This is a genomic window from Rhizobium sp. WSM409, from assembly GCF_057653825.1.
Genome location: NZ_JBYGKP010000003.1, coordinates 442,093 through 462,368, shown reverse-complemented (window position 1 = coordinate 462,368; position 20,276 = coordinate 442,093). Strand labels below are relative to the sequence as shown.

The following is a 20,276-nucleotide window of genomic DNA, read 5'->3' as shown; positions in this document are numbered from 1 at the left end:
TCATAACCAGACGGCAGCCCTTGACGCTTTAAAGGATCGGCTTGCCGCCGGTGACCGCGATTGTCGTGCCGGAGACGTAGCTCGACAAGGGATCGGCCAGCATCACATAGGCTGTGGCAAGCTCGGCCGGCTGTCCCGGCCGTTTCATCGGCACCTGCTTGCCGAAGTTGCTGACGCTTTCTTCAGGCAGTGTCGATGGGATGAGCGGCGTCCAGATGGGCCCTGGCGCCACCGCATTGGCGCGAATGCCTTTCTCGGCCAGAAGCTGAGCAAGGCCGGCGGTGAAGTTCTGGATCGCGCCCTTGGTCGTCGCATAGGCAAGCAGCGTCGGGTTCGGATTGTCCGAATTGATCGAAGCCGTGTTGATGATGGCGCTGCCGGGCTTCATATGGGCGACGGCCGCCTTGGTCAGGTAGAACATCGAATGGATATTGACCTTGAAGGTCAGTTCCCACTCTTCATCACTGATCTCGTCGATGCTCTTGAAGCTTGCCTGATGTGCGGCGTTGTTGACGAGAATGTCGATACCACCGAGCTCCTTGACCGCCGTCTCGACGATCTGTCTGCAGTGGGCGGGATCCTGGATGTCACCGCTGACGAGGATAGCCTTGCGTCCGGCCTGCTCGACGAGCCGTTTCGTCTCATCGGCATCCTCATCCTCGTCGAGATAGGAGAGCAGCAGATCGGCACCCTCCCTGGCATAGGCGATCGCCACTGCCCGGCCAATGCCGCTATCGCCGCCGGTGATGATCGCCCGCTTGCCCTTCAGCCGCTCGGAACCGCGATAGCTCTTTTCGCCATGGTCGGGAACCGGGTCCATCTGTGCCGTGAAACCCGGCATCGGCTGCTTCTGGGACGGGAAAGGCGGTGTGGGATAATTTGGCATCGTGACCTCCTGAGTTTCAGAGATCAAACTCGGCCTGATGCTTGTTGTTCCAAGTCTCGCGGCGGAATGACCTTCTCGAGCAACCGCTCGCGCTGAGCGCGCTCACGGCCGTCGCCGCATCCTAAATTTCCGGTGATGATTGAAAACGGAGCCTCATCTGATCGGCCCAATCCGACTGGCAACCCGCGAAATGTTGCCATTTGCCACGGCGACAGCTATGCCATAGTAATGTAACATAGTCGCGTTTTCATGAGGGGCGTTGAATTGGACGGAAAGACATCAGCAGCAGTTTATTCCGAAGATGAGGGTGTTGCCGGCGAGACCGGTGGCAAGACCGCGCGTCGCGCGCGCGTCAGCGGCATCGACCGGGCGCTTCAGGTAATCGACCATCTCTACGAGACCGGATCGCCCGCCGGCGTCTATGCTATCGCCAAGGCGGTGAAGGCGCCGCTGTCGACCGTTTACGTCATCGTCGACGATCTCGTCGAGAAGAACATGCTGACGCGCCAGGCCGACGGCTCGATCTGGCTCGGCGCGCGGCTTTACCATTACGGCCTTGCCTATGCCAGGTCGCTGGATTTCATGAGCATCGCCACCCACGAAATGCACGATCTCTGCCGCCAGGCCGGCGAAACCGTGCAGGTCTGCGGCCGGGACGGCGACTATATGCTGGTGCTCGCCATGGCCGACGGTCCGAGCCATTTTCAGGTGGCGTCCCGCGTCGGCACAAGGGTGCCGCTGAACTGGACGGCCTCCGGCCGCCTGCTCGTCGGCCACCTGGCCGAAGACGAGCGCATCGAACTGTTCAAGCGCTGCGCCCGCTCTTCACCGACTGGCCGCGCCGAGATCGATCCGGGCACGCTGTCGGAAGCCGCCGGCAAGGCCTTCGAATCGCGCCTGTCGATCCAGGCGGGAGAATCCGATTACGCGGTTGCCTGCATCGCTTCGCCGATCTGCGATCGCGACGGCCAGTGCGTCGCCACCATTTCCATCGTGCTGCCGGAACAGAAGGCGTTTTCCGACGAGAACCACTATACGGCCCATGTACGCAGTTCAGCGGAACGGATCGAAAAGCTGATGGGCTGGCGCAACCGCTAAGCATTGCGACCTTCAGCGTATCCTACCTGTAGGAATAGCCGTGGCTATGGCGCACCAGCTTGCGCGCCCGCGGCACATAGCGGCTGGCGGCAAAGGCATCGGCGCCCATCACCGCATAGCGCGGCTCGAACAGCTTGCTAAGGACCGAAACGTCGCCGTTGGAATCCGTCGCCTCGAGATCGGAATCGACCAGGTCGAAAATGGTAAATTCCGCTTGCGAACCGACCGCAAGCCGGTTCTCCATCGATAGCTTGATGACGGATGCCGGCGCATGGGTGACGGCTTCCACCACCTTGTCGAAAGGCATGCCGACACTGAGCAGCTTCGACATCGTCGTCGCCAGGTCCCAGACCGGGAAGTTCATCGAATGGCCGTGCAGGTCGGTCGAGATCGAGAACGGCAGAAGCCCGCGCGCGATCGCCGCCTCGGCGACCTTGAAGGAGAAGGAGGCGCCGCCATGGCCGATGTCGAGACGGATGCCTTCGGAGGCGCAGCGCTCGGCGAGATTAAAGAGGTCCTCGTCTTCCATGATGCTCGACCCGGCCTTGCCGTTGAAGCAGTGGGTGACGACGTCGCCGGGGCCGAGGATCTCCAGCACCTCGTCATAGAGCGCCGGCGGCTCGCCGACATGCACCATCATCGGCACTTTCAAGATCTTGGCGATCTTCTTGCCGAGCTTGACCGGGGTGACGCCCCAGGATCCGGTGATGACATGGCTGGCGCGCACCTTGATGCCGACGATGTGCTCGCTGTTTGCGGCATAGACTTCGAGGATGCGGTCGAGATCGATATCGCGGATATCCCGCAATTCCGCGACGCGGTTGCAGGCGACGAGGCCGATGGAGCCGAGATTGAGGAAGGCCTTGATGCGTTCGCGCGAGGGCTCGATGATATATTCGCGGAAGCCATGGAAATTCGCCTCACCAGCCGAACCGGCATCGACGAGTGTAGTGACGCCGCGCTCGAGGCCGCATTCGGACGGGCGGATGGAAATATCTGTGCCGCCGTGCCAGATATGCACGTGCAGATCGACCCAGCCCGGCGAAATGAAGGCGCCTTTGCCGTCGATGCGCGTCACATCGTGCGAGACGGAAAGCGACGGACCGATCTCGGCGATCCTGCCGTCGGCATTGACGAGAATGTCGGTTGCCCCCTCGGATGGGCCAGAACCGAAAGCCATCGGTTTGACATTGGTGAGGAGAAGCGGCTTCTTCGCCTGGTCGCCGGGCATGACATGCATTCCTTTCGAAGTCTTGGACCGAGATCGGTCCTCCGTCAAAATTCCATAGTTATGCTATATAAATCTTTATAATAGAATAAAGCTGGAGATGTCGCTGTCAAGAAAAATGACGCGGCCGACACCGCTGAGAAAATGGCAGCGGCGCGCTCCTTGCGACGCGCGCCTATCTCGAAGATCCGATAAATTCGCGTTTGTTTTCAATCCCCAAGGATCGAATAGTCGAGCCTTTCCAGGTGCTCCGGATCAGCGATGGCGTCGATCGCGGCGATCCTGCCATCGGCGATCGTCAGCGCCACGACGACGCGGAGCTGGCCCTGGATCTCCACGACGAACCCAAGCTCACCGCCGACGATGGCGATTTCGGCTGCCTGCGCCCGACCCTTGAAGGCTTCGGCCACGTGAACTGCGCCGCGCATTTCGCCAATGGTGCCGAAGCGGGCGGCCGTCGCATCCGGCCGGAAGACGACGTCGGGCGCAAGCACCGCGATCAATCCCTCCAGATCGCCGTTGCGCGAGGCCGTCAGAAAGGCCTCGGCGATCGTCCGCTTGCGGCCGAAATCGACATCTGGCGCTTCGTCCACCCCCTGCACCCGGCGGCGGGCGCGGCTTGCAAGCTGGCGGGTAGCGGCGGACGAACGGCCGATGATCGGCGCGATCTCGTCGAAGGGCAGATCGAACATGTCGTGAAGCACGAAGGCGACACGTTCGGCGGGCGCCAGCGTCTGCAGCACGACGAGCAGCGCCAGACCGACCGAATCGGCGAAGGCGGCTTCGCGCTCGGGATCGTTCGCCGGATCGGCGATCCCGCCATGGTCGGGCACCTCCAGCGGCTCCTCGCGCCGGGTCTTGCGGGCGCGCAGCATGTCGAGGCAGATGCGCGCCACCACCGTCGTCAGCCAGCCGCCGAGATTGCCGACCCCTGTCGTATCGGTGCGGCTAAGCCGCAGCCAGGCCTCCTGAACGGCATCCTCCGCCTCGCTGCGCGAGCCGAGCATGCGAAAGGCTGCGGCCCTCAGATGCGCTCTGTTCGCCTCGAATTCTTCAGTCAGCCATTTTTTCTCGTCCATTTGTCACATTCCTCCGCTGCGTTCCGTCAAGGCCATGACGCATAAAACCCGGCCGATGTGACAGCGCCGGCGGATCGTCGAACACGAAACGTATAAGGAGACATATCATGCAGGAGAGAATGGGAAATCCCGCCCTCGTCCTTCCCGCGGCCATGCAGGCGCTCAATGCACTCAGCAAGGTGCCGACCGAAACCGGCCTTTCGCCAAAGCTGCTCGAACTCGTCAATCTGCGCGCCAGCCAGATCAACGGCTGCAGCGTCTGCATCGATGGTCATTGGCGCATTGCCCGCAAACACGGCGAGACCGATGAGCGGCTCTTTGCCGTCGCTGGCTGGCGCGACGCCCCCTATTATAGCGATGCCGAACGCGCCGCGCTTGGGCTGGCGGAGGCGATCACCCGCCTTAGCGATCGGGCGGATCCGGTGCCGGATGATATCTGGGATGAGGCGACCCGGCACTATGACGGCAAGAGCCTTGCGGCACTGGTCATCGCCATCGCCAACATCAATGTCTGGAACCGGCTGAACGTCGCCACCCGACAGGTCGCGGGGCAATGGAAGCCATAAACGGCGAGGTTGCCGGCAGCGCGTCACGCCTGCGCTGCCGGCAACCATCATCCCGCTCAGCATGGCTTCAGGCCATGCGAGACAATCGGTCGTTCAGATGATGCCGCCGCCGCCGGCAGCGGATGCCGGGCGCTCGGCCGCCACTTGTCTGCGATAACCGCTGGCGCGGTAGACGGCGATCGGGTCGATTGCGCCGCCGGCCCTGCGGCGGGCTTCGGCCAGAATCGGCTCGACATCGGCGCGATAGGCGCGCTTCAGCGTTTCCGACGCCATCAGCGCGTCGTTATCGTCCTGGTAGCCGGAGAGCGCCTTGCGGTCGACGAGCAGTGCCTGCGCATAGGCACGGCGGATTTCGTTGGCGCTGTTGATCAGGCTTTCGATCGGGTCGGTGACATTGTGCGACTGGTCGATCATATGGGCCGGGTTGAAATCGTTGACGCCGCGCTGCTCGGCGTCGACCAGTTCGTTGAAGACGAGGAACAGCCGGTAGGGATCGATCGCGCCGGCGTCGAGATCATCATCGCCATATTTGGAATCGTTGAAGTGGAAGCCGCCGAGCTTGCCGAACTGGATCAGCCGAGCGACGATCATCTCGATATTGGTATTCGGCGCGTGGTGGCCGAGATCGACGAGGCAATAGGCCTTGGGGCCGAGCGTCTGGGCGATCAGGTAGTTGCTGCCCCAATCCTGCACGATGGTGGAATAGAAAGCCGGCTCGTACATCTTGTGCTCGGAAAACAGCTTCCAATCGTCGGGCAGCGCCTTGTAGATATCCGCCATCGAGGCAAGGTAACGCTCGAAAGCCTTGGTGAAATGGCTCTGGCCGGGGAAGTTCGAGCCGTCGCCGATCCAGACCGTCAATGCCTTGGAGCCGAGCGCCTTGCCGATCTCGATGCATTCGAGATTGTGCTCGACCGCTTGCGCCCGTGTTGCCGCATCGGTGTGGCTAAGCGAGCCGTATTTATAGGAATGGGCCTGGCCGGGCGCATCGGAAAATGTGTTCGAATTCATCGCATCGAAGCCAAGGCCGAGCGCATTGCCCTTGGCCTTCAATTCGCTGGCATCCGCCTTGTCCCAGGGAATATGCAGCGAGACGTTCGGGGTCGCCTGCGTCAGCTGATTGATGACGGCGCAATCGTCGAGTTTGTCGAAGATGCCGCGCGGCTCGCCGGTGCCGGGGAAACGCGCAAAACGCGTGCCGCCGGTGCCGACGCCCCAGGAGGGAACGGCAACGAAGAATTCCGCAACCTTGCGGGTGACCGCCTCGATATCGACGCCGCGACGGGCAAGCGTCGCGCCCAGTGCCTCGTAGTCGGCTTTCAGAGCGGTTGCCCGCTTGTCGTTGTCAGTCGCGACCAGATCTGGCGCAATCCTGGAATCTGTCATCTATTCCTCCCTGGTCGCGAACCATAGGGGCACGGTTCGCGTTCAAACGCTTACATGTCTTCAAACGAAGGAGCTACGATGGACGTTGTCCGCATTCTTCTTGCGATCATCCTGCCGCCCCTTGGCGTATTCTTGCAGGTCGGGATCGGCCTGCATTTCTGGCTCAATATATTGCTGACACTCTGCGGCTATGTGCCGGGGATCATCCACGCAATATGGGTGATCCTCCGGAAATAGCTCTATCCGTTTGCTTACGCGTCCGGACGCAAAACCGAATCGCTCTAACGCGTAAAACTCTGCACGTTGCCGGCATCGACGTTGATGATGTTGCCGGTCGATTTCGCCGAAAGGTCCGAGGCGAGGAAATAGATCGCCTCGGCGATATCTTCCGGAAACACGTTGAGTTTCAGCATCGAACGCTTGCGGTAATGTTCCTCGAGATCGTCCACCTCGATCTTGGACGAGGCGGCGCGCTGCTCGCGCCATTCACCGCTCCAGATCTTCGAACCGCGCAGGACCGCGTCCGGATTGACCGTGTTGACGCGGATGCCGGCATCCGCGCCTTCCAGCGCCAGGCAGCGGGCCAGATGGATTTCGGCAGCCTTTGCCGTGCAATAGGCAGATGCATTCGGCGAGGCGGCAAGACCGTTTTTCGAAGCGACGAAGATGACGTTGCCGCCGAGCGCCTGACGGCGAAACAGGCGGAAGGCTTCGCGCGAGACGAGGAAATAACCGGTCGCGAGAATATCGATATTGCGGTTCCACGTCGCAAGCTCGGTCAATTCGATCGGCGCGGAGGAGGCAATGCCGGCATTCGAGACGAGGATATCGATGCCGCCGAATTCGACGCAGGCTTCCGCGAAGGAAGCGATCACCGCATCTTCCTTGGTGACGTCGAGCCGGACGCTGCGCACGGCGTCAGCGCCGAACTTCTTGACGAAATCGGCTTCGGTGCCTTCGAGCGCTGTCTGGTCGATATCGGCAAGCACCACGCAGGCGCCTTCGCCGACGAGGCGCGCGGCCGTCGCCCGGCCGATGCCGCCGGCGCCGCCGGTGACGAAGGCGACGCGACCGGCAAGGCTCTTTGGCTTCGGCATGCGCTGCAGCTTGGCCTCTTCAAGCAGCCAATATTCGATATCGAAGGCTTCCTGCTCGGGCAGGCCCTGATATTCGGAGACCGTCGAGGCGCCGCGCATGACGTTGATGGCGTTGACGTAGAATTCGCTGGCGATGCGGGCCGTCGCCTTGTCGCGGGCAAAGGACAGCATGCCGACGCCGGGCACCAGGAAAATGACGGGATTGGCGTCGCGGATGGCGGGCGAATTGTCATGCTTGCAGTCGATATAATAGCGGGCGTAGTCGGCGCGGTAATCCTCTAGCGCCTTGTCGAGACCGGCAACGATCGCGTCGACATCGGGCTTGGCCGGGTCGAAATCGACGATCAGCGGACGGATCTTGGTGCGCAGGAAATGGTCAGGGCAGCTGGTGCCGAGCGCGCCGAGCGGGCGCAGATCGCTGGAATTGACGAATTCGAGCACGGCATCCTGATCGTCGAAATGCCCGAGCTTGCGCTCCTGCTTGCCGATGCGGCCGCGAATCTCCGGCATCAGCCGGGCGGCGATGGCGCGGCGTTCGGCGACAGGCAGGCTTTGTGTCAGCGCGCCACCGAAAATCGTCTTGCCTTCGGTCTTTTCGGCAAACCAGACGATCGCCTTGTTGATGATATCGAGCGTCAGTTCGTAGCAGGCCTTGGCATCGTTTGCCCAGGTGAAGAGGCCGTGGCTCTCGAGCACGACACCCTTGGCATTCGGGTTTGCGGCAACGAATGCGCCGAGGTCGAGGCCGAGCTGGAAGCCCGGACGGCGCCAGGGCAGCCAGCCGATCTCGTCGCCGAAGATCTGCTGCGTCAATTCCTTCGAATTCTTAGACGCGGCGATCGCGATGATCGCGTCGGGATGCATGTGGTCGACATGGGTGAAAGGCACGAAACCATGCAGCGGCGTGTCGATCGAGGCAGCACGGGCGTTCAGGTTGAAGGTGCAGTGCGGCAGGAAGCCGACCATGCGGTCCTCGTCCTCGACGCCCTTGTAGATGCTCTTCAGCGATTCCAGCTTGTCCTGGTAGAGCGTCGCGAAACCGTCGAGCTTGATCGTGCCGACATCGCCGCCCGATCCCTTGACCCAGAGTACCTTCACCTTGCCGCCGGTCAGCGGATCGGTTTCCAGCACCTTCGCCGAGGTGTTGCCGCCGCCGTAATTGGTGATGCGCTTGTCGGCGCCGAGCAGGTTGGAACGATAGAGCAGCTTGCCAGGCTCATCGAGGCCCGCCGCGTAAGCATCATCCCACCGGTTTTCCAAAAGCCGGACGTTCGCCGCCATGTCATCCTCCCATATGAAATCATCATCGGAGCGCAAAGTTCGCGCCCCTTTTCGCAGACGGTATCGCTCATCAAAACCGAGGTTGTCAATCGAAAACGATCAAATTCGATTATTGTGCAGCGCAATATGAAAATTTATGATCGTTTTTGATTGACACATTGTCATATGTGCGAAATAAACGATCGAAGGAGGAGCCCCATGCACGAACGCGAACGCCATCGCATCATTCTCAGCGCCGTTCAGGAAAAGTCCGTCGTGACGGTTCAGGATATTTCCGAACTGACCGAAGCTTCCGAGGCGACGATCCGGCGCGACATCGCGGCTCTCCATGTCCAGGGCAAGATCCGGCGTGTGCGCGGCGGCGCCGAGGCGGTACATCCGCCGCAGCTCGGCAATCTCGCGGGGCGTCCCTTCCGCGTTTCGGAATCCGTCAATATCGATAAGAAGCGCGCAATCGCACGCCAGGCCGTCGAGCTTTGCGATCCGGGCGATGCGATCATCATCAATGGCGGCACGACCACCTTCCAGATGGTGCATTTCATGGCGGCGCACCGCCTGCAGGTGATGACCAATTCTTTCGCGATCGCCGAACATCTGGTCAAACATTCGAAGAACACGGTGACGGTGCCAGGTGGCGCGATCTATCGCGAGCAGAGCCTGATCCTCTCTCCCTTCGACAATGACGCGATTCGCAATTTCTACGCCCGCCGATTCTTCATCGGCGCGCAGGGCATCGGCCCGCTCGGCATCATGGAAGCCGACGCGCTGATTATTCAAAGCGAACAGAAGCTGATGCATCAGGCCGACGAACTGGTCGTCATGGCCGATTCCAGCAAGTTCCATCGCCGGTCGAGCCTCATTTTATGCCCGCTCGAGCGTGTGTCTACGATCATCACCGATGACGGCATTCCAGAGGAAGCCGTCAGGATGATCGAGAATGCCGGCATCAGGCTCATTGTCGCGAGCCCGGTCGCCCAGGCAATCAAGGAGGATTCCTCGTCGGTCGCATAAGGCGCCGGGGAGGTGTGAAGAGTGTCAATCAAGTGGGAGGATGAAAGCATGAAACTCGCAAAGAAACTCGCAATCGGCGTGGCATTTGCCGTCGCCATGATGGCCGGCACGGCAAGTGCTGCCGACATCAAGATCGGTCTCGTCGTCAAGTCGCTCGGCAACGGCTTCTTCGATGCTGCCAACAAGGGCGCGCAGGAAGCTGCCAAGGAGCTCGGCGGCGTCGAGGTCATCTATACCGGTCCGACGACGACGACGGCCGAAGGCCAGATCGAAGTCATCAACTCGCTGATCGCTCAGGGCGTCAGCGCCATCGCCGTTTCGGCCAACGATCCCGACGCGCTCGTTCCGGCGCTGAAGAAGGCTGCACAGCGCGGCATCAAGGTTATCTCCTGGGATTCCGGCGTCGCACCTGAAGGCCGTATTCTGCAGCTCAACCCGTCGTCCAACGAACTGATCGGCAAGATGTGCCTGACGCTCGTCAAGGACCATCTTGACGGCGGCAAGGGTGACTTCGCCATCTTGTCGGCGACGACCACCTCGACCAACCAGAACATCTGGATCGACCAGATGAAGAAGCAGCTCAAGGATTTCCCGGGCCTCAACCTCGTCACCACGGTCTATGGCGACGATCTCTCGGACAAGTCCTATCGTGAAGCCGAAGGCCTCTTGAAGGCGAACCCGAACATCAAGGTCATCGTCGCTCCGACCACCGTCGGCGTTCTCGCCGCTTCCAAGGTCGTCGAAGACAAGGGTCTTGTCGGCAAGGTCTACGTCACCGGTCTCGGCCTGCCGTCCGAAATGGCCGGCGCGATCAAGTCGGGCGCCACGAAGGAATTCGCCATCTGGAACCCGATCGATCTCGGCTACTCCGCAACGCAGATCGCCTATCGCCTCGTCAAGGGCGAGACCGACGGCAAGCCGGGCAGCGAGATCGAAGTCGGCCGCATGGGCAAGATCAAGGTCGGCGACAATGGTGAAGCCGCCATGGCCGATCCCTTCGTCTACAATGCTTCGAATATCGACCAGTTCTCCAAGGTCTTCTGATCCGGAACCACCGCATTAAAGCCCGGCGGCCTGATGGCCGCCGGGATTCTCATTCGACACTGGTAGAAGCTTGATGAACGCTGCCTTTCAACAAACCGCCACGGACAGCAAAACCGGTGATGCGCCCGCCATTCTGGAAATGCGCGGCATCTCCCAGATCTTTCCGGGCGTGAAGGCGCTCGACAATGTCAGCATCGCGCTGCATCCCGGCACGGTGACCGCGCTGATCGGCGAAAACGGCGCCGGCAAATCGACGCTGGTCAAGATCTTGACCGGCATTTACAGGCCGAACGAAGGCGAGATCCTCGTCGACGGCCAGCCGGTGACCTTTGCCAGCGCCCAGGCCGCAATCGATGCCGGCGTCACCGCCATCCATCAGGAAACCGTGCTGTTCGACGAACTGACGGTTGCCGAGAATATCTTCCTCGGCCACGCGCCGCGCACGCGTCTGCGCACCATCGACTGGCAGGCGATGAACAGCCGCGCCAAGGCGCTGCTGACTGCGCTCGAAAGCAATATCGATCCGACGATCCGGCTGAAGGACCTCTCGATCGCGCAGCGCCACCTGGTGGCGATTGCGCGCGCGCTGTCGATCGAGGCCCGCATCGTCATCATGGACGAACCGACGGCAGCCCTTTCCCGCAAGGAGATCGATGATCTCTTCCGCATCGTCCGGGGCCTGAGGGAAAAGGGCAAGGCGATCCTCTTCATCAGCCACAAGTTCGACGAGGTCTACGAGATCGCCGATGATTTCGTCGTCTTCCGCGACGGCCGCGCCGTCGGCCAGGGCCGGCTCAAGGAAACGCCGCAGGACGAGATCGTCCGCATGATGGTCGGCCGCGACGTCGAGAATGCTTTTCCGAAGGTCGATGTCGCCATCGGCGGCCCGGTTCTGGAGATCCGCAACTACAGCCACCGCACCGAATTCCGCGACATCTCCTTCACCCTGCGCCAGGGCGAAATTCTCGGCATTTACGGTCTGATCGGCGCCGGGCGTTCGGAACTGTCCCAATCGCTGTTCGGCATCACCAGGCCGGCCTCCGGCACCATGATGCTCGAAGGCCGCGAGATCACCATCCATTCGCCGCAGGATGCGATCCGCGCCGGCATCGTCTATGTACCGGAGGAACGCGGCCGCCACGGGTTGGCGCTGCCGATGCCGATCTTCCAGAACATGACGCTGCCCTCGCTTACCCGCACCTCGCGCAGAGGCTTCCTCAGGGCAGCAGAAGAATTCGCGCTCGCCCGCAAATATGCCGAGCGGCTGGACTTACGCGCCGCTGCCCTTTCCGTCCCGGTCGGCACGCTCTCCGGCGGCAACCAGCAGAAGGTCGTCATCGGCAAATGGCTGGCGACGGCGCCGAAGGTCATCATCCTCGATGAACCGACAAAGGGCATCGACATCGGTTCGAAGGCGGCCGTGCACGGCTTCATCAGCGAACTCGCCGCCGAGGGCCTGTCGATCATCATGGTCTCGTCCGAACTGCCCGAAATCATCGGCATGTCGGACCGCGTCCTGGTGATGAAGGAGGGTCTCGCCGCCGGAATGTTCGAACGCGCCGAGCTGTCGCCGGAAGCGCTGGTGCGCGCCGCCACCGGCAATGCATGAGGCCCGCAATGCATAAGGCCCAGCAATTCATAAGGCCCAGGAATTCCTAAGGTATGAGCATGGCAAGACTGATCAGAAAACGCGAAACCCTGCTGTTCCTCATCATCGTCGTGATGATCGCGATCTTTTCGACGCGCGCTGCCGATTTCGCAACGCCGGAGAATCTCGCCGGCATTTTCAACGATACCTCCATCCTGATCATCCTGGCGCTCGCGCAGATGACGGTCATCCTGACGAAATCGATCGACCTGTCGGTTGCCGCCAATCTCGCCTTTACCGGCATGGCGATCGCGATGATGAATGCCGCCTATCCCGACCTGCCGCTCGTCGTGCTGATCCTTGCCGCGATCGTCATCGGCGCCTGCCTCGGCGCCATCAACGGCTTTCTCGTCTGGGCGCTCGAAATCCCGCCGATCGTCGTCACGCTCGGCACGCTTACCATCTATCGCGGCATGGCCTTCGTGCTCTCGGGCGGGGCATGGGTGAATGCCCACCAGATGACACCGGTCTTCCTGTCGGTGCCGCGCACGCCGATCCTCGGCCTGCCGGTCCTCGGCTGGGTGGGCATCGTCATCGTGCTTCTGATGTATGTCCTGCTCAGATACACCCAGTTCGGCCGCTCGGCCTATGCCACCGGCGGCAATCCGACCGCGGCCGTCTATGCCGGCATCGATACGGGTTGGACGAAATTTTTGGCCTTCGTTCTGTCGGGCGCGCTTGCCGGCCTTGCGAGCTATCTCTGGGTGTCGCGTTATGCCGTCGCCTATGTCGACATCGCCAACGGCTTCGAGCTCGACAGCGTTGCGGCCTGCGTCATCGGCGGCATTTCGATTGCCGGCGGCGTCGGCTCGGTCGCCGGCACCGTGCTCGGCGCGCTCTTCCTCGGCGTCATCAAGAATGCGCTGCCGGTGATCGGCATTTCACCCTTCACGCAGATGGCGATCTCCGGAACCGTCATCATTCTCGCTGTCGCCTTCAACGCCAGGCGTGAGCGCAACCGCGGCCGCATCATCCTGCGCGACCGCGCCGCAACCGAGATCAGAACGGAGGCCGCAGCATGAGCACCGTGTCCACACACGAAAAGCGGGTCATCCCCGACCGCCTCGGCACACCCTTTCGCCGCATCGTCGCGAGCTGGGAAGTGCTGCTCTTTGCCGTCGCCGTCCTGATCTTCATCTTCAATTCGCTGGCTTCGCCCTATTTCCTCGATGCCTGGAACCTCTCGGACGCCACTTTCAACTTCACCGAAAAGGCGATGATCGCCTTCGCCATGGCGCTGCTCGTCATATCGGGCGAGATCGACCTCTCGGTGGCTGCGATCATCGCGCTCGCCTCGACGGCGATGGGCGCGGCAGCGCAGGCCGGCATCGGCACACCGGGCCTGGTCGCGATCGGCATCGGCACCGGCCTTGCCTGCGGCACCTTCAACGGCGTTCTGGTCTCGGTGCTGAAACTGCCGTCGATCGTCGTCACCATCGGCACGATGAGCCTTTTCCGCGGCATTTCCTATATCGTGCTCGGCGACCAGGCCTATGGCAAATACCCTGCGGATTTCGCCTATTTCGGCCAAGGTTATGTCGTCTGGGTATTCTCCTTCGAATTCGTGCTCTTCATCGTGCTGGCGATCCTCTTCGCCATCCTGCTGCATGCGACGAATTTCGGCCGGCAGGTCTATGCGATCGGCAACAATGACTTCGCCGCCCGCTTCTCCGGCATTCCGGTCGAACGCGTCAAATTCATCCTCTTCCTGCTGACCGGCGTCATGAGCGGTGTTGCCGCCGTCTGCCTGACCTCACGCCTCGGCTCGACCCGGCCGTCGATCGCCCAGGGCTGGGAACTCGAGGTCGTCACCATGGTCGTGCTCGGCGGCATCTCGATCCTCGGCGGTTCCGGCACGATCGTCGGCGTCGTCATCGCCGCCTTCGTCATGGGCCTCGTCACCTTCGGCCTCGGCCTGCTGAACGTGCCCGGTATCGTCATGTCGATCTTCATCGGCCTGCTTCTGATCATCACCATCGCCATCCCGATCGTCGCCCGCCGCATCAAGGTCATGAGCTCCCGATGACTTTAGAAAAACACGCCTTCAAAATGCAGCTCAATCCCGGCATGGAAGCCGAATACCGCCGGCGGCATGACGAGATCTGGCCGGAACTCGTCGATCTCCTGCACAAGTCAGGCGCCAGCGACTATTCCATCCATCTCGACCGCGAGACCAACACGCTGTTCGGCGTGTTGACGCGGCCCGCCGATCATACAATGGCGAGCCTGCCGGAGCATCCCGTCGTGAAAAAATGGTGGGCGCACATGGCCGATATCATGGCGACCAATCCCGATAATTCACCGGTCCAGAGCGACCTGGTCACCGTCTTCCATATGCCATGAACGCCATCTCCTATCGCCGCATCGCAGTCCTCGATATCGGCAAGACCAATGCCAAGGTCGTCGTGCTCGACAGCGAGACGGGCGCCGAGATCGCCGTGTTGAAACGGCCGAATATCGCGATCAAAACCGGTCTCTATCCGCATTACGACGTGGAGGCTCTGTGGTCTTTTGCGCTCGATGCGCTGAAGAGCCTTGCGCGCGAACCTGGCTTCGACGCCATTTCGATCACAACCCATGGCGCCTCCGCAGCACTGCTTGGCCGGGACGGCAGGCTTGCCATGCCTGTCATCGACTATGAACACGAATATCCGCAGGACATCCGCGACGCCTATACGCGGCTGCGCCCCTCCTTCGACGAAACCTTCTCGCCGCACCTGGCGATGGGTCTCAATGTCGGCGCACAGCTGCACTACCAGAAGAGCGCCTTTCCCGAGGAATTCGCTAAGGTGGCGACCATCCTCACCTATGCGCAATATTGGACGGCGCGGCTGACGGGTGTTGCCGCCAATGAGCTGACCTCGCTCGGCTGTCATACCGACCTCTGGAATCCCAAGGCCGGCCGCTATTCCTCGCTCGTCGACAGGCTCGCCATTCGCGACCTCATGGCGCCGATCCGTTCCGCCTTCGATGCACTCGGCCCGGTCCTGCCGGATATCGCCACGGAGCTCGGCCTCAACTCCCCCGTGCCGGTCTATTGCGGCATTCACGATTCCAATGCCTCGCTGCTGCCGCATCTGGTTCATCGAGAGGCACCCTTCGCCGTCGTCTCCACCGGCACATGGGTCATCAATTTCGGCGTCGGCGGCGATCTCGATCATCTCGATCCGAAACGCGATGCGCTCGCCAATGTCGATGCCTATGGCCGTGCCGTCCCCTCCTCGCGTTTCATGGGTGGGCGGGAATTCGAGATCCTGTCGGCCGAGATCGGCCCTGCCGACGAAAATGACACTCAGGCGGCAATCGGCCCGATCATCGACAAGGGCATGATGCTGCTGCCGAATATCGCCCCGGGTTCAGGGCCTTTCCCGGGAAAGACAAGCCGCTGGATCGGTGCAGAGGAGGCAAGCCCCGAGGAGCGCTCTGCCGCTGCCTGCCTCTATCTCGCTTTGATGACCGATGCCTGCCTCGGACTGATTGGCGCCAAGGGCCCGGTTATCGTCGAAGGGCCTTTTGCGCTGAATGGGAGCTATCTCAAGCTGCTTGCCGCCCTGACCGGCCGCGAGGTCATGGCCCTTCCGGGTTCGACCGGCACCAGCCAGGGTGCGGCCCTTCTTACCGGCATCCGGCCAGTGTCGGGTGCCGAGACGCATGTTCCGCCGACCGATATCCCCGGACTGACCGCCTATCGCACCCGCTGGTACGCGGCGATGGAATAGGAGTCTTTCCAAAAGCGGCCTTGTTCGTCCCAACCTTCTCGCTAGTGTGGCACCTCGAAAATCATGTCGAGGAGATAGCATGACAGAGACATTCGATCCCCGCGCCCTTGCCACCCGGCTTCACAGCCTGCGCCAGGCCGGCCGACAGGAAGCAACGAGCGCTTTCGCGCTGCCAACCGATCTCCATCAGGCGATGGAGGCGCAGGATTTGCTTGCCGCTGCGGGCGGCATTTCCAGCAATGCCTGGAAGGTGACGGTCTCGCCGCAGGGCCAGGCAGTCACCGGCCCGCTGCATCCCTATGCCGAAGCCGTCTCGGGCGCTGACATTCCATGGTATCCGGGCCTGAAATTCGAGACCGAGATCGCCGTCCGCCTCGGCAGCGACCTGCCCGTCCGCGCCGGCATTCCTTACACCCGCACTGAGGTGGTCGAGGCGATATCCGCTGTCTATCTCGGCGCCGAGCTGCTGGTCAGCGCCGTCAAGGAAAGCGGCAACGTTTCGTTTCTGCTGTTCGTCGCCGACCGTCTCGGCAATAGCGGCTATGTGCTCGGCCCGAAGCTCGAAAAAAGCGTCGTCGATACCGCCGGTAGCACGCCGCTCAAGGTCACCCATGCCGGCCGCACGATCTATGATGGTCCGGCACAGCATCCGAAGGGCGACGTTCTCACCTGGCTCGTCGATTATGCCAATGACGGCTTGCGCCCGCAGACATCGCTGAAATCAGGTGCGCTCATCACGACGGGCACGTTGAGCGGCGCGATCGAACTGACCGAACCCGGCGAGATCGACATCCTGCTCGGCAATAGCAGCCTCAGCTTCTCTGTGTCTGATTGACCCCGATTTTCCCTGGATTGGTGCCGGAATTGGCAATTGCCATCCGGTTCGGCCTGCGGTAATAAACTTGAGTGCAAATTGAAGGTTTACTTCCGGCGCGTCGCCGGAGGCGGAAGTGGAAATGACGTTTCAACCGCGGATGCAAAACAAGATCCAGGGCTTTTCCGTCGTCGGCGGCGTGCATCGCCGCCTGTGGAACGGCATCGTCGCCGATGTCTGGGACGTGGAATGTGCCTCTTATGCCGGCGGCTATTACGTCTCGCGCGATCCGCGGCTGTTCATCATGCTCGACAAGCGGGGACCGGGCAATTCGCATATCAAGCTCTCGCCGAAGGAGCAGGGCACCGTCCAGGACACCGAGAAACGGCCGATCTCCTATGTGCCGGCCGGCATGGAAGTCTGGGCCGATCTGACCGACGTGCATTCGGTGCGCCACCTCGACATCCATTTCGACACCGAGACCGTCAGTCGCCGGCTGATGGAGGATATCGATCCGCGCCGTCTCGAAAGCCCGCAGCTTCTGTTTTCCGATGAGCGGGTGCTGTCGCTGGCACAGCTGGTCGCCGCCGAATGCCTCAATCCGGAGCCGTTGCACGATCTCTATGGCGACGGGCTGGCATTGGCGCTGATCATCGATGTCCTGAAAATTGCCAAGGCAATGCCGCGCAAACGCAGCAAGCTGGCCTCCTGGCAGCTTCGCCGCGCCACCGAATTCATCGAGGAAAACTGCCTGCGCAATATCCGCCTCGAGGAACTCGCCGGCCTGACAGGCCTGTCGCAATCGCATTTCAGCCATGCCTTCAAGGCCTCGACCGGCATCGCTCCGCATCAATGGCAGACCAATGTCCGGCTCGACAGGGCAAAGCGCCTGCTTGTCGAAAGCGAAAATGCGTTGACCGCAGTCGCCGCCGAAACCGGCTTTGCCGATCAGGCGCATTTTACCCGCGTCTTCCGCAAGCATATCGGCATCACGCCGGCGAGCTGGAAGAAGGCACAAGTTGCCTGATTGCAACGCTTGGCGGGCAATTGTTTGCAACGCGGAGAATTGCCCAAAAACGTTCAATTTTCCCCGATCGCGACAATCCACCCCGGTAAAACTGAGTTAATCACTCATCTTATTCAGGGCTTCGCCGCACGCGGGTATCGCGCGGCACGAGTGGGGTATAGGACATATGCGCGGGCAGACCAGGGGTCTCAATTTCAAGGTAATTCTATTGGCAGGAGTGGCGATCGCCGGCCTGATCGCGGGCTCCGCCGCGGCGCAGGAAGCGAATTCGACTGAGCTCGCGCCGATCGTCATCCAGGGCGGCGGCGACACCGCCACCAGTCCGGTCAAGGGCTATGTCGCCAAGAACTCCTCCGCCGGCTCGAAGAGCGACACTCCGCTCAACGAAATCCCGCAATCCGTCTCCGTCATCGGCACCCGTGAAATGGACGATCGCGGCATTACCAACAAGATCGACGAGGCGCTGCTTTATACGCCCGGCGTCACCTCGCAGCCCTTTGGCAACGACGGCGATACCGACTGGTTCTATATCCGCGGCTTCGACGCGACGCAGACCGGCGTCTACTTCGATAATCTGACGCTGTTCAGCTATGGCTTCGGCGGCTTCCAGCTCGATCCCTTCATGCTGGAGCGCGTCGAGGTGCTGAAGGGTCCGGCCTCCGTGCTATACGGCGGAGCAAACCCCGGCGGCATCGTCAATCTCGTCCGCAAGCGCCCGCTCGACGAGCCGCTGTTTTATACCGAGATCGGCATCAACAGCAACGGCAACGCCTTCACCGGCTTCGATGTCTCCGACAAGGTCGGCTCCAGCGGAACGATGAGCTACCGCATCACCGGCAAGGTTGCCGGCGGCGACAATTATTCGGATTTTTCCGAGGATCTGCGCGGCTTCATCATGCCGCAGCTCACCATTTCGCCGGATGACAGCACGAGCCTGACGGTCTGGGGTTACCTCGCCGGGCTCGACCAGGTGCATACCGGCAACGGCTTCTTCCCTTATGTCGCCACTGTCGAGGATGCGCCTTTCGGCAAGATCGACCGCGACGCCTTCTATGGCGAGCCCGACATCGACAACGGCAGCTATGTGCAGAAAATGATCGGCTACGAATTCGAGCATGAATTCGACAATGGCATCAAGTTCTCGCAAAATGCGCGCTACGGCCATCTCGACAAGCATGAGATCGGCCCCTACCTGAACGGCTGGGTCGGCGGCGTGCCGACGGGTCCGGACTACCAGCTGGCGCGCATCGGCTTCGAAGGCCGCTCGGGGGTCGATAGCGTCTCGATCGACAACCGGCTCGAAGGCGAGACCGAAATCGGCGGCGCCACGCATAATCTTCTCGTCGGGCTCGACTACACCTATTACCGCCTCGAAAATTGGCAGGCCTGCTGCGGCTCCAATTCGATCAGCGCGACCGATCCCACCTATGGCACGACACAGGGCGCCAATTTCGTCTATGCGGACGGCGTCGTCACCAAGAACCAGATCGGCGTCTACGCCCAGGATCGGATCCATTTCGGCGATGGCTGGCTGCTGACGCTCAACGGCCGCTACGACTATGTCGATATCGACCAGGACGCCGTAATCGGCACGACCTACAGCACCAACGACAGCGCGCTCAGCGGCCGCATCGGCCTTGCCTACGAATTCGACAACGGCCTGACGCCCTATGTCAGTGCTGCGACTTTCTTCAACCCGCTCGTCGGCACCGGTGTTTCCGGCGCCTTGAAGCCGGAAGAGGGCGAGCAGTTCGAAGGCGGCATCAAGTATGAGCCGGCCTTCATCGACGGTTCGCTGAACGCCTCGGTCTTTCACATCACCAAGCGCAACAACACGGTGACCAACCCGCTGACCTTCGCCCAGAGCCAGCTCGGCGAGGTGGTTTCACGCGGCGCCGAACTCGAAGGCAAGGTCAATATCAACGAGAACTGGAAGCTTCTCGCATCGCTTGCCTATACCGACATGGAGGTGATGGAGAACGACGCCAATCCGGCGCTGGTCGGCAATTCACCCTATATCGTCCCGAAGGTGACCGCCTCTCTCTGGGTCGACTACACGCTGACGACAGGGGCTTTCGAGGGCATGAGCTTTGGTGCCGGCGTCCGCCATCAGGGCTGGTCCTGGGCCGATGAGGCCAATACCGAGAAGGTGCCGGCCGCCACGCTCGTCGACGCTGCGATCCGATATGAGAAGGAAAACTGGGGCGCCTCGCTCAACGTCGCGAACCTCTTCGACAAGGAATATGTCAAGGGTTGCGGCGGGCTGACCGTCTGCGGTTACGGCGATGCCCGCACCATCACCTTCAAGCTCAGCAGGAAGTGGTAAGTTGACAATCTGAGTTTAGTTTTGCAGGAACCTGTGGGGAAAGGGAGGGCCTGCCCTCCCGAACCC

At 61.5% G+C, this 20,276-nt stretch carries 18 protein-coding genes; 13 read left to right on the top strand and 5 right to left on the bottom strand.

Features of this window, described 5'->3' with window-relative positions:
• Positions 1 to 28: 28 nt before the first annotated feature.
• Positions 29 to 886 (bottom strand): SDR family oxidoreductase, encoded by an 858-nt coding sequence (locus AC25BC_RS29830; RefSeq protein ID WP_003553847.1) that lies wholly within the window; start codon positions 884 to 886, stop codon positions 29 to 31.
• A 249-nt stretch (positions 887 to 1,135) separates the two neighbouring features.
• Here AC25BC_RS29830 and AC25BC_RS29825 point away from each other — a divergent pair, with 249 nt between their 5' ends.
• The gene (locus AC25BC_RS29825) at positions 1,136 to 1,984 is read left to right on the top strand and encodes an IclR family transcriptional regulator (protein WP_017996459.1); all 849 of its coding nucleotides are present in this window, start codon (positions 1,136 to 1,138) and stop codon (positions 1,982 to 1,984) included.
• Positions 1,985 to 2,006: 22 nt separating this feature from the next.
• Here the strand turns inward: AC25BC_RS29825 and AC25BC_RS29820 are convergent, their stop codons facing one another.
• Both AC25BC_RS29820 and AC25BC_RS29815 read right to left on the bottom strand, forming a co-directional pair.
• Entirely contained in the window at positions 2,007 to 3,215 is a 1,209-nt protein-coding gene (locus AC25BC_RS29820; RefSeq protein ID WP_128438655.1) for an amidohydrolase/deacetylase family metallohydrolase, read from the bottom strand.
• 206 nt (positions 3,216 to 3,421) lie between these two features.
• The gene (locus AC25BC_RS29815; protein ID WP_128438654.1) at positions 3,422 to 4,291 is read right to left on the bottom strand and encodes a sigma-70 family RNA polymerase sigma factor; all 870 of its coding nucleotides are present in this window, start codon (positions 4,289 to 4,291) and stop codon (positions 3,422 to 3,424) included.
• A 107-nt stretch (positions 4,292 to 4,398) separates the two neighbouring features.
• Between AC25BC_RS29815 and AC25BC_RS29810 the strand changes: the two genes are divergently transcribed.
• Positions 4,399 to 4,857 (top strand): carboxymuconolactone decarboxylase family protein, encoded by a 459-nt coding sequence (locus tag AC25BC_RS29810; RefSeq protein ID WP_017996462.1) that lies wholly within the window; start codon positions 4,399 to 4,401, stop codon positions 4,855 to 4,857.
• Positions 4,858 to 4,950: 93 nt separating this feature from the next.
• On the opposite strand, the gene rhaI is transcribed toward AC25BC_RS29810, so the two are convergent.
• A complete protein-coding gene (gene rhaI, locus AC25BC_RS29805) occupies positions 4,951 to 6,243 on the bottom strand; it encodes an L-rhamnose catabolism isomerase (RefSeq protein WP_003553857.1) in 1,293 nt (430 codons plus the stop codon).
• Between the two features lie 78 nt (positions 6,244 to 6,321).
• On the opposite strand from rhaI, the gene AC25BC_RS29800 reads away from it, so the two are divergent.
• Positions 6,322 to 6,480 (top strand): YqaE/Pmp3 family membrane protein, encoded by a 159-nt coding sequence (locus AC25BC_RS29800; RefSeq protein ID WP_003547831.1) that lies wholly within the window; start codon positions 6,322 to 6,324, stop codon positions 6,478 to 6,480.
• 44 nt (positions 6,481 to 6,524) lie between these two features.
• Here the strand turns inward: AC25BC_RS29800 and AC25BC_RS29795 are convergent, their stop codons facing one another.
• Complete coding sequence (locus AC25BC_RS29795; RefSeq protein WP_003553860.1) at positions 6,525 to 8,621, bottom strand: bifunctional rhamnulose-1-phosphate aldolase/short-chain dehydrogenase; 2,097 nt, start codon at positions 8,619 to 8,621, stop codon at positions 6,525 to 6,527.
• 198 nt (positions 8,622 to 8,819) lie between these two features.
• On the opposite strand from AC25BC_RS29795, the gene AC25BC_RS29790 reads away from it, so the two are divergent.
• From AC25BC_RS29790 to AC25BC_RS29745, 10 genes are all read left to right on the top strand, one after another.
• On the top strand, positions 8,820 to 9,632 hold the full coding sequence (locus tag AC25BC_RS29790; protein ID WP_011655152.1) for a DeoR/GlpR family DNA-binding transcription regulator: 813 nt from the start codon (positions 8,820 to 8,822) through the stop codon (positions 9,630 to 9,632).
• Positions 9,633 to 9,680: 48 nt separating this feature from the next.
• The gene (gene rhaS / locus AC25BC_RS29785) at positions 9,681 to 10,676 is read left to right on the top strand and encodes a rhamnose ABC transporter substrate-binding protein (RefSeq protein ID WP_003553864.1); all 996 of its coding nucleotides are present in this window, start codon (positions 9,681 to 9,683) and stop codon (positions 10,674 to 10,676) included.
• Positions 10,677 to 10,749: 73 nt separating this feature from the next.
• Positions 10,750 to 12,285 (top strand): sugar ABC transporter ATP-binding protein, encoded by a 1,536-nt coding sequence (locus AC25BC_RS29780; RefSeq protein WP_128438653.1) that lies wholly within the window; start codon positions 10,750 to 10,752, stop codon positions 12,283 to 12,285.
• A 59-nt stretch (positions 12,286 to 12,344) separates the two neighbouring features.
• On the top strand, positions 12,345 to 13,346 hold the full coding sequence (locus tag AC25BC_RS29775; protein ID WP_128438717.1) for an ABC transporter permease: 1,002 nt from the start codon (positions 12,345 to 12,347) through the stop codon (positions 13,344 to 13,346).
• Complete coding sequence (locus AC25BC_RS29770) at positions 13,343 to 14,350, top strand: ABC transporter permease (protein ID WP_128438652.1); 1,008 nt, start codon at positions 13,343 to 13,345, stop codon at positions 14,348 to 14,350. Before AC25BC_RS29775 ends, AC25BC_RS29770 begins: the two co-directional genes overlap by 4 nt.
• The gene (gene rhaM / locus AC25BC_RS29765) at positions 14,347 to 14,667 is read left to right on the top strand and encodes an L-rhamnose mutarotase (protein ID WP_128438651.1); all 321 of its coding nucleotides are present in this window, start codon (positions 14,347 to 14,349) and stop codon (positions 14,665 to 14,667) included. The genes AC25BC_RS29770 and rhaM overlap by 4 nt, the downstream gene beginning before the upstream one ends.
• Positions 14,664 to 16,043, top strand: a complete 1,380-nt coding sequence (locus AC25BC_RS29760; RefSeq protein WP_128438650.1) for an FGGY-family carbohydrate kinase — start codon at positions 14,664 to 14,666, stop codon at positions 16,041 to 16,043. The genes rhaM and AC25BC_RS29760 overlap by 4 nt, the downstream gene beginning before the upstream one ends.
• A 79-nt stretch (positions 16,044 to 16,122) precedes the next feature.
• On the top strand, positions 16,123 to 16,878 hold the full coding sequence (locus AC25BC_RS29755; protein ID WP_128438649.1) for a fumarylacetoacetate hydrolase family protein: 756 nt from the start codon (positions 16,123 to 16,125) through the stop codon (positions 16,876 to 16,878).
• A 121-nt stretch (positions 16,879 to 16,999) separates the two neighbouring features.
• Positions 17,000 to 17,884 carry a helix-turn-helix domain-containing protein gene (locus tag AC25BC_RS29750; protein ID WP_041935778.1) on the top strand — a complete coding sequence of 295 codons (885 nt, stop codon included), beginning with the start codon at positions 17,000 to 17,002 and terminating at the stop codon, positions 17,882 to 17,884.
• Between the two features lie 166 nt (positions 17,885 to 18,050).
• A complete protein-coding gene (locus AC25BC_RS29745; protein WP_128438648.1) occupies positions 18,051 to 20,210 on the top strand; it encodes a TonB-dependent siderophore receptor in 2,160 nt (719 codons plus the stop codon).
• Positions 20,211 to 20,276: the final 66 nt, after the last annotated feature.

Coding starts and splice junctions, on each gene's coding strand:
- AC25BC_RS29815 (WP_128438654.1), bottom strand. CDS start 4,291: ATGGACGAGAAAAAATGGCTGACTGAAGAATTCGAGGCGAACAGAGCG.
- AC25BC_RS29780 (WP_128438653.1), top strand. CDS start 10,750: ATGAACGCTGCCTTTCAACAAACCGCCACGGACAGCAAAACCGGTGAT.
- AC25BC_RS29775 (WP_128438717.1), top strand. CDS start 12,345: ATGGCAAGACTGATCAGAAAACGCGAAACCCTGCTGTTCCTCATCATC.
- AC25BC_RS29820 (WP_128438655.1), bottom strand. CDS start 3,215: ATGCCCGGCGACCAGGCGAAGAAGCCGCTTCTCCTCACCAATGTCAAA.
- AC25BC_RS29830 (WP_003553847.1), bottom strand. CDS start 886: ATGCCAAATTATCCCACACCGCCTTTCCCGTCCCAGAAGCAGCCGATG.
- AC25BC_RS29745 (WP_128438648.1), top strand. CDS start 18,051: ATGCGCGGGCAGACCAGGGGTCTCAATTTCAAGGTAATTCTATTGGCA.
- AC25BC_RS29755 (WP_128438649.1), top strand. CDS start 16,123: ATGACAGAGACATTCGATCCCCGCGCCCTTGCCACCCGGCTTCACAGC.
- rhaS (WP_003553864.1), top strand. CDS start 9,681: ATGAAACTCGCAAAGAAACTCGCAATCGGCGTGGCATTTGCCGTCGCC.
- AC25BC_RS29750 (WP_041935778.1), top strand. CDS start 17,000: ATGACGTTTCAACCGCGGATGCAAAACAAGATCCAGGGCTTTTCCGTC.
- AC25BC_RS29770 (WP_128438652.1), top strand. CDS start 13,343: ATGAGCACCGTGTCCACACACGAAAAGCGGGTCATCCCCGACCGCCTC.
- AC25BC_RS29795 (WP_003553860.1), bottom strand. CDS start 8,621: ATGGCGGCGAACGTCCGGCTTTTGGAAAACCGGTGGGATGATGCTTAC.
- AC25BC_RS29760 (WP_128438650.1), top strand. CDS start 14,664: ATGAACGCCATCTCCTATCGCCGCATCGCAGTCCTCGATATCGGCAAG.
- AC25BC_RS29790 (WP_011655152.1), top strand. CDS start 8,820: ATGCACGAACGCGAACGCCATCGCATCATTCTCAGCGCCGTTCAGGAA.
- AC25BC_RS29800 (WP_003547831.1), top strand. CDS start 6,322: ATGGACGTTGTCCGCATTCTTCTTGCGATCATCCTGCCGCCCCTTGGC.
- rhaI (WP_003553857.1), bottom strand. CDS start 6,243: ATGACAGATTCCAGGATTGCGCCAGATCTGGTCGCGACTGACAACGAC.
- rhaM (WP_128438651.1), top strand. CDS start 14,347: ATGACTTTAGAAAAACACGCCTTCAAAATGCAGCTCAATCCCGGCATG.
- AC25BC_RS29810 (WP_017996462.1), top strand. CDS start 4,399: ATGCAGGAGAGAATGGGAAATCCCGCCCTCGTCCTTCCCGCGGCCATG.
- AC25BC_RS29825 (WP_017996459.1), top strand. CDS start 1,136: ATGAGGGGCGTTGAATTGGACGGAAAGACATCAGCAGCAGTTTATTCC.